The organism is Candidatus Poriferisodalis sp. (assembly GCF_965219595.1).
In the GTDB taxonomy this organism is placed as follows: Bacteria; Actinomycetota; Acidimicrobiia; order Acidimicrobiales; family Poriferisodalaceae; genus Poriferisodalis.
The window spans coordinates 2176876-2190249 of sequence record NZ_OZ244781.1; the positions used below are offsets into that span (position 1 = coordinate 2176876).

Consider the following 13374-nt stretch of genomic DNA (forward strand, 5'->3'; position numbering starts at 1 on the left):
ACTTGCGGGCTGCGGGCGGCGCGTCGAGCGTGCGATACTCCGAGCCGTCATCACCGCATAGGAGGCTGCGTGGCGGCGCCGAGTGAGGCCCGTCGCTGGCGAGAGCGAAGGAATCCACAACATCATGAGCAAGCTGTGCGAAGGTCGGGTCGTCATCGTGACCGGAGGTGCCCGGGGCATCGGGCGTGAGCACTGCCTGATGCTCGCCGAGCACGGCGCGAAGGTGGTCTGCAACGACTTGGGCGGTGCGCGCGACGGCACCGGCGCCGACATCGGCCCCGCCGACGACGTCGTCAACGAGATCGCGGCGATGGGCGGCGAGGCGGTGGCGAACGGCGACGATGTCTCCGACTGGGAAGGCGCCCAGCGCCTCGTGAATCAGGCCATCGAGACCTTCGGCGACCTGCATGGCGTCGTGAACAACGCCGGCATCCTGCGCGACCGGATGCTGGTGAACATGACCGAGGCCGAATGGGATGCGGTGATCAAGGTTCACCTCAAGGGCACGTTCGCCCCGGCGCGCTGGGCCAGTTCCTACTGGCGGGAGAAATCGAAGGCCGGCGAGCAGGTGAACGCATCGATCGTGAACACGACATCGGTGTCAGGCATCTACGGCAATCCGGGCCAGACCAACTACGGCGCCGCCAAGATGGGCATTGCGGCGTTCACGATCATCGCAGCGCGTGAACTGGCGCGCTATGGCGTGCGGGTGAACGCAGTGGCGCCGGGCGCACTCACGCGCATGACCGAGGACTTGGGCATGGGCGAAGCCTCCGAGGAAGACCAGGCCATGATGCACCCCCGCTATATCGCGCCGATTGTCACCTGGCTGTGCTCGGAAGAAGCAGCCGGCGTGTCCGGCCGTGTCTTCGAGGCCTCCGGACGCATGCTGGCGATTGCCGAGGGCTGGGAGCGCGGCCCGACCATCGACGCCATCGACGACCCGACGAAGATCGGCGATGCAGCCCGACAGCTCGTGCGCGATGCCCGCCTCAACAGCGGCATGAGTGGTGCGCCGGCCGACGGCGGCGTGGCCGACTGAACCGTACGCTCCAAGAACCCGCACACCACAAGAACAAGAGAGGCCATCAATCATGGGACTCAATCCGGAAGCAGTCGGCGCCACCGGCACACCGACCAAGCGGTCGTGGACATTCCGCGATTCGCTGCTGTATGCCGTCGGCATCGGCGCCGGCGCGGAGGATCCGTTCGGATCCGAGCTGGAGTTCACCACCCATAACTCCAAGAACATCGCCCACCAGGCGTTCCCGACCCAGGGCGTCGTCATCGGATTCGGTGCTGGCGGTGCCATGGCCAACGCCGGTGATCTCGACTGGGGCAAGCTGCTGCACGGCAGTCAAGGGATCACCGTGCACCAGCCGATCCCGACCGAGGGATCCGTCGAGATCACCGATCGCATCGCTGGTATGTGGGACAAGGGCGAGGGCCGCAACGCCATCATCGACACCGAGGCCAGCGCGGTCGATCCTGATTCTGGCGACGTCATCTTCGAGCTTCGAAGCTCGGTGGTGATCCGCGGCTCAGGCGGTTTCGGGGGCGAGGCGGGCAGCACTGCGCCGCTGGTCAGCGCGCCCGACCGCGACCCCGACTACGAGATCTCGTACCAGACCCGCCCCGATCAGGCCCTCACCTACCGGCTGAGCGGCGACTACAACCCGCTGCACAGCGACCCGTGGTTCGCGACCGAGCTCGCAGGCTTCCCCAAGCCGATCCTGCACGGCCTGTGCACGTATGGCTTCACCGGCAGGGCGCTGCTGCACACCCTGTGCGAGGGCGATCCCGCCCGCTTCCGATCAATGGATTCCCGGTTCTCTGCACCGGTGTTTCCCGGTGACGAGCTCACCATCCAGGTGTGGGACGACGGCGAGGGCCGAGCGATCTACCGCACGGTGGCTCAGAAGGGCACCGACGAGCAGCGCGTGGTCATCGACAACGGCCTGTGCACCTACGCCTGATCTAGAACAGCCCTAAAACAGCTTGAGAGCGTCGCTGGTGATGCCGCGCAGCTCGTCGTAGTTGAGCACGACACAGCGGATGCCCCGATCGGCCGCGAGCACCCGCGCCTGGGGCTTGATCTCCTGCGCAGCGAAGACACCGCTCACGGGCGCCAAGCGGGCATCCCTGTTCAGGTACTCGAGATAGCGGCACAACTGCTCGACGCCGTCGATCTCGCCCCGCCGCTTGATCTCCACTGCCAGCGTCGAGCCGTCGCTGTCGCGGCACAGCAGATCGACGGGACCGATGTCGGTCGGGTACTCGCGCCGCACCAGCTCCGCGCCGTCGGCCAGCGTCTCGGGATGCGCGGCCACCAGTTCTTGCAGGTGGGCTTCGACGCCGTCCCGCTCGAGGCCGGGATCGATGCCCATGTCATGGGCGGTGTCGCTGATCACCTCGGCAATCCGGATCTCGAGACGCTCGCCCTTGTCGTTCGTGACGCGCCACAGATCGGGCTCGCAGACGAGCCGGTTGGGCGCATTCATCCAGTTCAGCGGCTTGTAGGCACCGCCGTCGGCATGAATGGCCACGCATCCGTCGGCCTTCACCATGATCAGTCGGACGGCCTCGGGCAGGTGCGCGTCGAGCCGTCCCGAGTAGTCGACCGTGCAGCGAGCGATGACCAGCCGCACGTCGCTAGGCGGCTGCTGTCAGCTCGTAGACCGACGTGAGCTTGGGCTCGCCCCCGTCGGGCCCGTCGGCATCGAGCACCCGGGCGCGGCCGCTCTCGACGAGATGGAGCATGTGCGCGTAGACCGAGCTTGCCGCCGGGTACCACAGCCGCTTGTCGTAGGCCTCGTACATCTTCGGAACGAAATCCGCTATGCGGCACGGTCCCGGCCGGAGGTGCTCGATGATCTGCTGCTCGCGGTCGCTGCGGTGCGCGATGAACGAGCGCACGTATGCCGTGGGTTCGGGAATCGGGGGGCCGTGGGTCGGCCAGTACCGCTCATGGTCGAATTCGAGCAGCTTCGCCAGCGAGTCGAGGTAGTCCTGCATGGAGCCGTCGGGAGGACCCACGACACTCGTTGCCCAGCCCATGACGTGGTCGCCCGAGAAGAGCGAGTTTTCCTCCAGCAGCTCGTAGCACAGGTGGTTCGAGCAGTGACCCGGCGTGTGCACCGCGCGCAGCGTCCAGCCGTCACCGGCGACGATGTCGCCGTCGACCAGCGCGACATCGGGGACGAACTCGGTGTCGGCACCTTCCCGCTTCAGTTCCTCGGGCAGCTCGTCGAACTCGGCCTGGTACTTCTCCTGCTCCTCGGCGCTGATGTAGCCGGAGAAGTCGACACGATCGTCGGGATCGAGCTTCCACACGCTGGCGTGCGGGCCGTAGCCGTAGCTGAGAGCGCCGGTGGCCGCGACCAGGTCGCCCGTGAGGGGCGAGTGATCGCTGTGGGTGTGCGTCACGAGAGCAGCACCGACCGTCTCGCCAGGCTCGAGTGCCGCGAGGACATCGTCGAGATGGCTCGCGAGCGGCGGCCCGGCGTCGATCACTGCAACCTCGCCGCGCCCGACGATGTAGGTGCCGGTGCCGCGATAGGTGAACGGCGTCGGGTTCTTGCAGATGACACGGCGGATCATCGGCGACACCTGGTCGCAGGCGCCATAGTCGAACTCGCCGAGATCTCGATAGTGCTCGATGGTCACCGGCATCGGCTGCTCCATGTCGGGTCGGAACGCGTGCGTGACGGTCTAGCATCACATCACGGCCTGGCCGGGCAGCCGCCATGAGGGGGAGGCGGCTGCCCGGCCCGCTGTGCTTTCACGTTCAGCACCGTCGGGAGGGAACATGGCGGATCTGACAGACCGGAGCGGCGGCTACTTCGTCGGCACCAAGCCTTCGGAGCGCTACCCCATCTGGACGCGCGCCAACGTGGGCGAGGTGTTCCCGGATCCGGTGAGGATGAGCACCTTCGACTTCGCGTTCCAGAACGACGACGGCATTCGCATATCCGAGTGGGGATTCCGCGATGCGTATGTGGAGATGGGCGCGTTCGACTACGACGAGTTCGATCCCGACAACTGCGTCTTCTTGGGTGTCTTCGGCGGCTACACCTATCTCAACGCCGCCGTCGGTCGCGTGTTCGGCGCCCGCGCCCCCGGCATCGACGTCGACACCGTCGACCGGACCTTCTTCGGCGAGCAGCCGGGCATCCCGCCGTACGAACCGCATCCCGACGACGCCAGCCCCGCGGCGGAGCAGCGCATCGGCGAGACCTTCCTCATGCTGTTCGCGGCGCCGGCGTTGCCGGAGGTGCACGAAGACGAGCAGAACATCGCCGAGCTGCGTGCACAGCGGCCCGACTTCACCCAGATGGGCGATCACGAGATCATCGATTGGATCGACGATTTCCTCCAGTCGGGCTACGGCGACGGGGCCGGATTCCGGCTGCTGTTCGCGCGCCACCTGAAGGTGTCGTTCCTGGCGGCGGTGCCGCTGGGCGCGATCGAGCAGGTGTGCACGGCGCTGGGCCGGCCCGAGGACACGCTCAAGCTGGTGGCCGGCTTCGGCGACGTGGCCTCCGCCGCGCCCTCCGACGCGATGTGGGAGCTCGGGCGGCGGGTCGCCGCGTCGAGCGCGCTGGGTGCGCTGTTCGACGAGGGACCGTTGGGCTTGGCCGACCGCCTGGCTGCGGCCGGTGCTGGGGAACCTTTAGGCGACGCCGCGGCGTTCAACGAGGCCTTCGCCTCGTTCGTCTATGAGTTCGGCTCGCGGGGGCCGAACGAATGGGAGATGAGCTGCCCGACGTGGGAGACCGACCCCGACATCGCGCTGGCGGCTATCGACCGCATGCGCCTGGCGCCCGCCGATGCCGAGCCGGCACGGCGCCGGGCAGAATTGGCCGCCCAGCGAGAGGCGCTGGCTGCAGAGATCTCCGCGTTGCTCGAGGCCGACCCCGACACCCAGATGCAGTTCAGCCTGGCCCTCGGTGCGGCAGCCGTGTACCTGCCGGGGCGCGAGCGCACCAAGACCAACTGCGTGCGCTTCGTGAACGAGTGCCGCATCGCCTCACGGGTGCTGGGTGAGCGGCTCGTCGAGCGGGGTCAGTTCAGCGGACAGACCGAGTTCGGCATGCTGCGACTGTCCGAGATCCACGAGATGCTCGACGACCCGACCGGTTGGGCAGAGGTGATTGCCGAGCGTCAGGCCCAGTGGGACGACGCCGCGTCGCGTCAGGAGCCGTTCGTCATCGTCGGCGACCCGCCGCCGATGTCAGAGTGGCCTCGCCGAGGTGAATCTGAACTGCCGCAGCTCTCGGCGGGCGAGACGCTCGCCGGCTTGCCAGGCTGCCCTGGCATCGCCCGTGGGCGGGCCCGAGTCGTGCTCGACAGCAGCGACCCGACCGCCCTCTCGCCCGGCGATGTGCTCGTGGCGCCGCTCACCGATCCGTCGTGGACGCCGCTGTTCGTCAGCGCGAGCGCGGTGGTCGTGGATGTCGGCGCAGCGCTCAGCCATTCGGTGATCGTGAGCCGCGAACTCGGACTGCCGTGTGTCATCTCGGCAACCGGCGCGACGGGACGCATCCCGGACGGCGCCCTCATCGAAGTGAATGGCGACACCGGCATGATCACTGTGCTCGAGCTGTGACGCTCGGCGTCACGGTGATGGAGCCCTAACCACTCAGCGTTCAGGCCAGTCGGGCCGCCGCCGCTCGGTCAGCGCCCGCACACCTTCGAGGTAGTCCAGGCTGGGGATCATCTCGTTGAGCAGCCGATCCGATTCGGAGACGGCAGTGCCCACGTCGCGGTGCTGGTCTAGGTAGATCTGCCGCTTCGTCGTGGCCAGCGAGCTGGGCGCAACCCGGGCGGCCATGTCATACGCGTACTCGTACACGCGATCCATGAGCTCAGACGCCTCGACGATCTCGTTGAACAGGCCCCAGCCATCGGTGTCGGCGGCCAGGAACTTGCGGCTCGACAGCAGCAGGTCGTTGGACCGCGTGATGCCGACGAGACGGGGGAGCACCCATGAGAGACCGAACTCTGCGGGCAGCCCCAGCGGCCCGTGGGCGGCCGTGAGCTTGGCATCCGGTGCTGCGAACCGCAGGTCGCAATAGCAGGCCAGAACCAGCCCAGCGCCCGCCGCTGCACCGTTCACCGCCGCGATCGTCACCGTCTCCAGCGCCATCATGAACGCGAAGTTCTGGTCGAACTCGGGTGCCACGCCATAGCCCGGCATCGCCAGATCGGCCGATGTGCCGGGGTCGTAGCCACCTTTTTCGCTGTGGCCCTCCAAGGCTTGGGTGTCGGCGCCCACACAGAAGTCGCGTCCCTCGCCGGTGATCACGACGACGCGGACCCCCGCGTCCTGCTCCGCCTGCTCCAGCACCCAGCGCAGCTCGGTGTGCATCCGACCGGTCCAAGCGTTGCGGCGATGCGGGCGTGACAGCGTCAGCGTCGCGACCGGACCCTCGACGGAGTACTTCGTTGCCTTCAGCTCCATGTGTCCCTCTCGGCCGCTCTCAGGCTTCGCCTTCGATGCTGTGTCTCATTGGTGATCTCAGGCTTCGCCTTCGATGCTGTGTTTGACGGGTGATCTCAGGCTTCGCCTTCGATCACCTGCCGCAGCGCCTCGAGGGCGTCGGCAGCGAGTTCGGGGCGGCAGATCAGCAGATCCGGCAGCCACGGGTCGGCGAAGTTGTATTCGAGTTCCGATCCGTCGCAGCGGCTGGCGTGCAGGCCAGCCGCACGCGCTACCGCGACCGGCGCGCAGTTGTCCCATTCGAATTGGCCTCCCGAATGGGCGTAGATGTCAGCCATGCCGAGCACCACGGCCATGGCCTTGGCTCCTGCGGAGCCGAGCGTCATCAGCTCTGCATCGAGCGCCTGGGCGATGATGACCGCCGCCGCAGGGGGACGTGACCTGCTCACGACGAGGCGCGGCTGCCCGTTGTGCGGTGCCGGCAGGAGCGGCTCGGGGTCGGTGCACAGTGTCTGCCCTACCGCCGGCAGCGCCACGGCGCCCGCAGTGGGCACACCGTTCTCGACCAGAGCCACATGCACTGCCCAGTCCGACCGGCCGGGTTCGGAGTACTCGCGTGTTCCATCCAGCGGATCCACGATCCAGACGCGGTCCGCGGACAAGCGAGCGAGATCGTCGCGCCCTTCCTCAGAGAGGATGGCGTCATCGGGTCGTGCTTCGGCCAGCCGGTTCACGATGTGCCGGTGGGCTTCGGAATCTCCCGTGTCACGAACTTCCCAGGTCCCGGCCCCCGAGCTGAAGAGCCTCTCGCGGACCTCCACCAGCAGTGCCCCGGTCTCAGTGGCCACGCTCGCGGCAAGAGCGTGGTCGTCGGGTTGGGCCATCGATCAAGTGTGCCCTCTGCACGTGCCTGCGACACGCCCACGGCGCGCTCGACGCAGTTCATGACAGCATGCGTGACGTTGAATACCGTGCATGTTCGGTCATGGTGTCGGGGCTGCAAATTCGTACGGGTAGCCTCGCGGTTCGTCAGGTGCGGCGGAGTGCAACACCGCGCATCGCGCGCCTGCGTCATGGACAACCGATGGAGGGAATGTTCTCTATGAATAGACGATTCGCGCCGATTTCTCGGCGGTCTGCGTTGCGACTCGGCGGCGTGCTGATGGCGATCGCGTTGGTGGCCGCGGCATGCGGCTCTGACGATGGCGACGATCAGGACGTTGATGGCGACGAGCCGGCGGCGACAACCGAAGCAGAGGCAGCGGCCGAAGAACCGGAAGCCGAAGTCGAAATGACGCAGGACTCCGGCGACCTGCTCGCGGTGGTCCAAGATCGCGGCACGCTCAACTGCGGCGTCAGCGGTTCAGCAGTGGCCTTCTCGGAAACGCAGCCTGATGGCAGTACGACCGGCTTCGATGCTGACTACTGCCGTGCAGTAGCCGCAGCGATCCTGGGCGATGCCGGGGCGGTCAACTTCGTGCCGCTGACGGCGGCCGAGCGCTTCACGGCGCTGGAGGCCGGCGACATCGACTTGCTGGTGCGCAACACCACCTGGACTCAGAGCCGAGACACTGACCTCGTGCTCGACTTCGGGCCGACCACCTACTACGACGGCCAGCAGCTCATGGCTCGCGTCGATGACGGCTTCTCGGGCACGTCGACAGTGTCGGATCTCGATGGCGCCACGGTGTGCACTAACGCCGGCACGACCACCGAGAAGAACATTGCCGATGCTGCGAATGCAGCCGGCATCGACATCACACTGTCCACCTTCGAAGACTTCGACATCGTCACCGAGAACTTCATCTCGGGTGCGTGCGATGCGGTGACCACCGACGGCTCCGCGCTCGTCGGTCGCAAGGTGAAGCAGGAGGGCGACCAGAACTGGGTGATCTTCCCGCCGACGCCGATCTCGAAGGAGCCGCTGGGTCCGGTCTACATCCAGAACCAGTCGAACTTCGGCGACGTCGTGAACTGGACCGTGTACGCCATGATCATCGCTGATGAGAAGGGCATCACCTCGGCCAACATCGACTCGATGATGGGCAGCGGCGACCTCGACGCTGAGGCGGTACGCATGCTCGGCGGCGAGGGCGAGCTGCAGACCAAGATGGGTCTGTCGGCCGACGCGTTCTACAACGTGATCAGCCAGGTCGGGAACTATGACGAGGTCTACACCCGCAACCTCGGCCCCGTTGGTCTGAGCCGTGACGGCTCGGCGAACGCGCGCTGGACAGCGGGTGGTCTCATCTACGCACCGCCTGCTCGCTAATCGCATGCCAGCCGGCTGGGCGTCGCCCGGTCCGGCTGGCGAGTGATCAACAGCAACTGGCACGGCCCCCGACCCGACCGGGTCGGGGGCCGTCGCGCGCTACGGCGCAAGAAGCCGATCACTGCATGACTCAATGCACCCGATGCAATAGCCCGATGCATGCGACCTCGTCGCGTAGGGTGACCTTCGGTGAGCGACCCCCGAGCGCCGGACCGTGACGCCTCCCTGAGCACGCTGGGAACCCGTCCGCCGTTCTACCGGGACGCGACGGTCGTGCGCTGGATCGCGCAGGTCGGCACGCTCATTCTCGTCTTGGCGGCAATGTGGTTCCTCGCCACCGAGGCGGGGGACAGCCTGCGAGCCCGCGGCGCGAACATCGACTTCGACTTCATCTCCGACCACATCGGCATCAAGGTCGGCTGGGGAATCGACACCAACCCCGACTCCGGCGGCCGGGCGCTCTGGGTCGGCATGGTCAACACCATTCGCATGGCGGCCGCGGGAATCGCGCTCGCCTCGGTGGTCGGCGTGCTGGTGGGTTTGGCCCGGTTGTCCTCCAACTGGCCGCTTCGACGCCTCGCGGGTGTGTATGTGGAGGCGCTGCGGAACATCCCGCTGCTGGTGCAGATCCTGGTGTATGCCGCCGTGCTGGCGTCGCTGCCGAACGTCTCGTTCGGCATGGGGCCGGTCCCCGGTTGGATTCACCTGTCGAACAAGGGCCTGTCGATACCGCGCGCGTTCGTCGCCGACGGCTTCTACCAATGGGCCGTCGTGATGCTGATCGGCGGTGTCATCGCGCGCGTCGTCTTCAAGCGCCTGGCGATCAGACGCGAGCAAACCGGAACACAGACCAATGCGGGTGCGTGGGCAACCGGCATCGTTGCAGCCTTCGCCATCGTGGGGTGGTGGGTGCACCCCATCTTCGGTTGGTTGGGGAGCATCTTCGGCGGCCTGTCGGACGCGGTCGGCTCGATCCCGCAGGGGGCGGTGCAGCTCGTCGCCGCGCTGGCCGCCGCAGGGGTAGCGGTGTGGTGGATACGCCGCTTCCTCGCGCAGCACCGCACGCCGGCAGGTCTCACGCGGCTCACCGACGACGATTGGTTCCGCATGATTTTCGCAGTCGCGGCTGCGGTGATCGTGGTGCTCTTCGTGGCCGTGCTGTGGCCCGGGCTGTCGAGTTGGATCGTCAACTCCTCGAGCGACGGCCTTGGCGTGCTCGCAGACAAGTTCGGAAACGGCCGGACCGGTCCGCCGATCGACGCGATGCGGCCCGACATCGTGCAGCCGGGCAACTTCCCCAACTACGGGCCCGCCGGCCTGAACCTGCCCATCGGATTTGCAGCCGTCTACTTCGGCGTGGTGTTCTACACAGCGGCGTTCATCGCCGAGATCGTGCGCGGCGGCATCTTGGCCGTGCCCAAGGGCCAGAGCGAGGCGGCACAGGCTGTGGGCCTGCGGCGCTCAACGGCGCTGCGGCGGGTGATCCTGCCCCAGGCGCTGCGGGTGATCCTGCCGCCGGTGGGCAATCAATACCTGAACCTCACCAAGAACACCTCGCTTGCGATCGCCGTGGGCTACAGCGATCTCGTTCAGATCGGCCAGACCGTCTACAACCAGACCGGCAAGACGCTGCAGGTCATGGCGGTGTGGATGTTGTTCTACCTCGCCTGCTCGCTGACGATCTCCGCTGTCGTCAACTTCTTCAATATCCGGCTGCGGATCGTGGAGCGTTGAGGTGACCGATCCGATGCTGCCCGCCGCTTCGACCGCCCTAGCGGCCGAGCCGGTCGGCCCCGCGGCGAGGCCGCCTGACCGGCCGAGCCTGCCGCCCGGCCGCTGGATCCGCGAGAACCTCTTCCCCAACGCTCGCAACTCGATTCTTACGATCTTCGCGATCCTCGTTGCGCTGTTCGCCTACCGCGGCTTGCTGAACTTCATGTTCAGCGAGGAGCGCTCGTGGATTGCCGTGCGCACCAATCTGCGACTCCTGTTCACCCAGGCCTATCCCGAGCATCAGTACGTCCGCGTGTGGGTGACAGTCGGGATCGTCATGGTGCTCGCTGGGCTGAGTGCCGGCATCTGGGCCCGCTGGGGCGGCGTGACGCTGAAGCGATTGATGGGCTGGCTGGTGTCGGGGGGCGCACTCGTCGCCGTCGGCGTGCTGATACGCGAGCCCAGCGTGCTCACCGACGCAGCCGGTGAGGCGATGCGCGACAGCGCCGGCGAGTTGGTGCGCGAGTCCTTCGCCGCTGCGATGGCAGATCGATGGGTGTGGTGGGTCATCGCGCTCGTGCTGTTCGGGCTCGGTCTGGCGCTGTGGCTGCTCTTCGATGATCTGAGCCGTCGCACTATCGAGATCGGTGTGGCCTGGCTCGTCTTCGGTCTGCCGGCACTGCTGGTGGCATCCACCTGGGTGATGCCCTATGGCCACTACGGATTCGCCGACGGCGAGTTCATCGCCGAACCTGGACAGCTCGTGGCAATGAGCACGAGGATGCCATGGACGGTCATGTGGCTGCTGCTGTTTGGCTGCTACGGGATCGGCCGGCTCGCGCGCAACCGCGCCATCGCCTCGGCGCAAGCGGCGGCCGACGCCAGTGACGACATCGAGGAGTCCGAGAGCGGGGCCGAAGGCGACGGAGCGCCGGAATTGCCTCGGGACGCCCTGGCAAAGACCCGAATGACGGTCAACCTGGCATGGGTGCTGAGCCCCTTCTTCCTCTACTGGGTCGTCATGCGCGATCCCGAGATCGACTACGCCCACGTGTTCTCGACCATGCTGCCGATGGGGCTTGCCTTCGGCGCGGCGGGCTCGGCGGTGCTGTGGTGGCTGACGCGCAGCGACGCCGGCGAGGTCGGCCGCCTGGCGGCGATCGGCCTGCTGCTGCTGGCCGCGTTCCACTGGGTCTCGGCGTTCTTCGGCTGGTACTCAATGCTGCAGGTTGCACGCATCGGCTTCCTGCTGCTGGCAGTCGCCGGGCTGTTCGCGCCGAACTTTGCTGGCGTGGCCGCTCAGCGCCGGAAGCTTGTGGGAGCGTGGCTCTTCGCGGTGTTGGTGGTCTTCTACGGCGCGACCGTCATCAATTCGCCGTCAACCGTCGAGACGCCGACGGACATGTTCATCGGCGGCTTCAGCGTCACGCTGCTCGTCTCGGTGCTGACGATCATGCTGTCGTTCCCGATCGGGGTGCTGCTGGCACTGGCCCGAACATCTCGCCAGCCGATCTTCCGGGTGCTCTCGACGGTCTATATCGAGGTGATCCGCGGCGTCCCGCTCATCACGCTGCTGCTGTTCTTCTCCGTCGTGCTGCCGCTGTTCCTGCCCGACGGAATGGAGCTGGCAGAGCTGGCTGCAGCAATCCTCGGGTACACGCTGTTCTCCGCGGCGTATCTGGCCGAGAACGTGCGTGGGGGGTTGCAGTCGATCCGCCGCGGCCAGTACGAAGCAGCTGACGCCGTCGGGCTGACCACCACCCAGCGCACCGGGTTCATCGTTCTGCCCCAGTCTTTGCGGGTGTCCATCCCGCCGCTGGTGGGTCAGGTGATTGCCACGTTCAAGGAGACCTCGCTGCTGGCCATCATCGGGCTGTTCGACTTCCTGCGGATGGCCAATTCGGTGATACCGAACCAGTCACAGTTCCTCGGAGTCCGGCGCGAGGGGCTGCTGTTTGTCTCGGCTGTGTACTGGGTGGTGGCATTCGCGATGTCGAAGTACAGCCAGCGGCTCGAACAACGTGTCGGATTGGGCCAGCGATGAGCGGGAAGGGCCGGAGGCGAAGCCGTGGCCCGAGCGGCCCGTGAGCGGAGCGAACAAGAGCGGGGAAACGGTGTCGCAGAAAAAGGGGAATCGACCATGAGCACGCAACCGGCCCACGGTGACGCCACCATCGCGGTGTCCGACGAGCTCGCCGCACGCGACGACATGATCGTGTGCCGCGGCGTCGACAAATGGTTCGGCGATTTCCAGGCCCTGAGCGGCATCACTGCAACGATCAAGGAGCAGGAGATCGTCGTTGTGCTGGGGCCCTCCGGATCCGGCAAGAGCACCTGGATCAGGTGCATCAATCGGCTGGAGGCTCACCAGAGCGGTCAGATCATCGTGGATGGCATCGAGCTGACCAACGACCTGCGCAACATCGAGAAGATCCGTTCCGAGGTGGGCATGGTCTTCCAACAGTTCAACCTGTTCCCGCACCTGACGGTGATGGACAACATCACGCTGGCCCCGATCTGGGTGCGCCGCAAGTCGCGACCCGAGGCAGAGGAACTGGCCGAGTCGCTGCTGGAGCGCGTCGGCATTCCCGAACAGGCGCAGAAGTTCCCCGGCCAGCTCTCAGGCGGTCAGCAACAGCGTGTGGCGATCGCGCGGGCGCTGGCGATGGAACCGCGCGTCATGCTGTTCGACGAGCCCACCTCGGCACTCGATCCCGAGATGATCAAGGAAGTGCTCGACGTGATGGAGGAGCTGGCGCGCTCGGGCATGACCATGATGGTCGTGACGCACGAGATGGGCTTCGCACGTGAGGTGGCCGATCGGATCATCTTCATGGAGGAGGGCGAGATCGTGGAGGTCGGCACGCCTCACCACTTCTTCACGGAGCCAGCAGAAGAGCGCACCAAGCTGTTCCTGAGCCAAGTGCTCTAGCCATTGCGCCCGCTG

At 66.6% G+C, this 13374-nt stretch carries 11 protein-coding genes; 7 read left to right on the forward strand and 4 right to left on the reverse strand.

Features of this window, described 5'->3' with window-relative positions:
• Window positions 1-124 precede the first annotated feature (124 nt).
• Together ACOQPE_RS09730 and ACOQPE_RS09735 are read left to right on the forward strand one after the other, a co-directional pair.
• On the forward strand, window positions 125-1042 hold the full coding sequence (locus tag ACOQPE_RS09730; RefSeq protein WP_420608724.1) for an SDR family oxidoreductase: 918 nt from the start codon (window positions 125-127) through the stop codon (window positions 1040-1042).
• A 52-nt stretch (window positions 1043-1094) separates the two neighbouring features.
• On the forward strand, window positions 1095-1976 hold the full coding sequence (locus ACOQPE_RS09735) for a MaoC/PaaZ C-terminal domain-containing protein (RefSeq protein ID WP_420608725.1): 882 nt from the start codon (window positions 1095-1097) through the stop codon (window positions 1974-1976).
• 12 nt (window positions 1977-1988) lie between these two features.
• Here the strand turns inward: ACOQPE_RS09735 and nucS are convergent, their stop codons facing one another.
• Window positions 1989-2648 carry an endonuclease NucS gene (gene nucS / locus ACOQPE_RS09740; RefSeq protein WP_420608726.1) on the reverse strand — a complete coding sequence of 220 codons (660 nt, stop codon included), beginning with the start codon at window positions 2646-2648 and terminating at the stop codon, window positions 1989-1991.
• Window positions 2649-2652: 4 nt separating this feature from the next.
• Entirely contained in the window at window positions 2653-3684 is a 1032-nt protein-coding gene (locus ACOQPE_RS09745) for an MBL fold metallo-hydrolase (RefSeq protein ID WP_420608727.1), read from the reverse strand.
• 124 nt (window positions 3685-3808) lie between these two features.
• On the opposite strand from ACOQPE_RS09745, the gene ACOQPE_RS09750 reads away from it, so the two are divergent.
• A complete protein-coding gene (locus tag ACOQPE_RS09750) occupies window positions 3809-5608 on the forward strand; it encodes a PEP-utilizing enzyme (RefSeq protein ID WP_420608728.1) in 1800 nt (599 codons plus the stop codon).
• A 33-nt stretch (window positions 5609-5641) separates the two neighbouring features.
• On the opposite strand, the gene ACOQPE_RS09755 is transcribed toward ACOQPE_RS09750, so the two are convergent.
• Both ACOQPE_RS09755 and ACOQPE_RS09760 read right to left on the reverse strand, forming a co-directional pair.
• The gene (locus ACOQPE_RS09755) at window positions 5642-6463 is read right to left on the reverse strand and encodes an enoyl-CoA hydratase-related protein (RefSeq protein ID WP_420608729.1); all 822 of its coding nucleotides are present in this window, start codon (window positions 6461-6463) and stop codon (window positions 5642-5644) included.
• A gap of 95 nt (window positions 6464-6558) precedes the next feature.
• Window positions 6559-7326 carry a 3'(2'),5'-bisphosphate nucleotidase CysQ gene (locus tag ACOQPE_RS09760; RefSeq protein ID WP_420608730.1) on the reverse strand — a complete coding sequence of 256 codons (768 nt, stop codon included), beginning with the start codon at window positions 7324-7326 and terminating at the stop codon, window positions 6559-6561.
• A 218-nt stretch (window positions 7327-7544) separates the two neighbouring features.
• Here ACOQPE_RS09760 and ACOQPE_RS09765 point away from each other — a divergent pair, with 218 nt between their 5' ends.
• The 4 genes from ACOQPE_RS09765 (at window position 7545) to ACOQPE_RS09780 (ending at window position 13359) form a co-directional block, all read left to right on the forward strand.
• Window positions 7545-8714: an amino acid ABC transporter substrate-binding protein gene (locus tag ACOQPE_RS09765; protein ID WP_420608731.1), complete on the forward strand. Its 1170-nt coding sequence runs from the start codon at window positions 7545-7547 to the stop codon at window positions 8712-8714.
• A 189-nt stretch (window positions 8715-8903) separates the two neighbouring features.
• Window positions 8904-10448: an amino acid ABC transporter permease gene (locus ACOQPE_RS09770; RefSeq protein ID WP_420608732.1), complete on the forward strand. Its 1545-nt coding sequence runs from the start codon at window positions 8904-8906 to the stop codon at window positions 10446-10448.
• 1 nt (window position 10449) lies between these two features.
• Window positions 10450-12471, forward strand: a complete 2022-nt coding sequence (locus tag ACOQPE_RS09775) for an ABC transporter permease subunit (protein ID WP_420608733.1) — start codon at window positions 10450-10452, stop codon at window positions 12469-12471.
• 165 nt (window positions 12472-12636) lie between these two features.
• Entirely contained in the window at window positions 12637-13359 is a 723-nt protein-coding gene (locus ACOQPE_RS09780; protein WP_420611380.1) for an amino acid ABC transporter ATP-binding protein, read from the forward strand.
• Window positions 13360-13374 lie beyond the last annotated feature (15 nt).

What these genes read in the sequence shown, in the direction of transcription:
- ACOQPE_RS09730 (WP_420608724.1), top strand. Translation starts at nt 125, where the DNA reads ATGAGCAAGCTGTGCGAAGGTCGGGTCGTCATCGTGACCGGAGGTGCC.
- ACOQPE_RS09735 (WP_420608725.1), top strand. Translation starts at nt 1,095, where the DNA reads ATGGGACTCAATCCGGAAGCAGTCGGCGCCACCGGCACACCGACCAAG.
- ACOQPE_RS09745 (WP_420608727.1), bottom strand. Translation starts at nt 3,684, where the DNA reads ATGGAGCAGCCGATGCCGGTGACCATCGAGCACTATCGAGATCTCGGC.
- ACOQPE_RS09750 (WP_420608728.1), top strand. Translation starts at nt 3,809, where the DNA reads ATGGCGGATCTGACAGACCGGAGCGGCGGCTACTTCGTCGGCACCAAG.
- ACOQPE_RS09755 (WP_420608729.1), bottom strand. Translation starts at nt 6,463, where the DNA reads ATGGAGCTGAAGGCAACGAAGTACTCCGTCGAGGGTCCGGTCGCGACG.
- ACOQPE_RS09760 (WP_420608730.1), bottom strand. Translation starts at nt 7,326, where the DNA reads ATGGCCCAACCCGACGACCACGCTCTTGCCGCGAGCGTGGCCACTGAG.
- ACOQPE_RS09765 (WP_420608731.1), top strand. Translation starts at nt 7,545, where the DNA reads ATGAATAGACGATTCGCGCCGATTTCTCGGCGGTCTGCGTTGCGACTC.
- ACOQPE_RS09780 (WP_420611380.1), top strand. Translation starts at nt 12,637, where the DNA reads ATGATCGTGTGCCGCGGCGTCGACAAATGGTTCGGCGATTTCCAGGCC.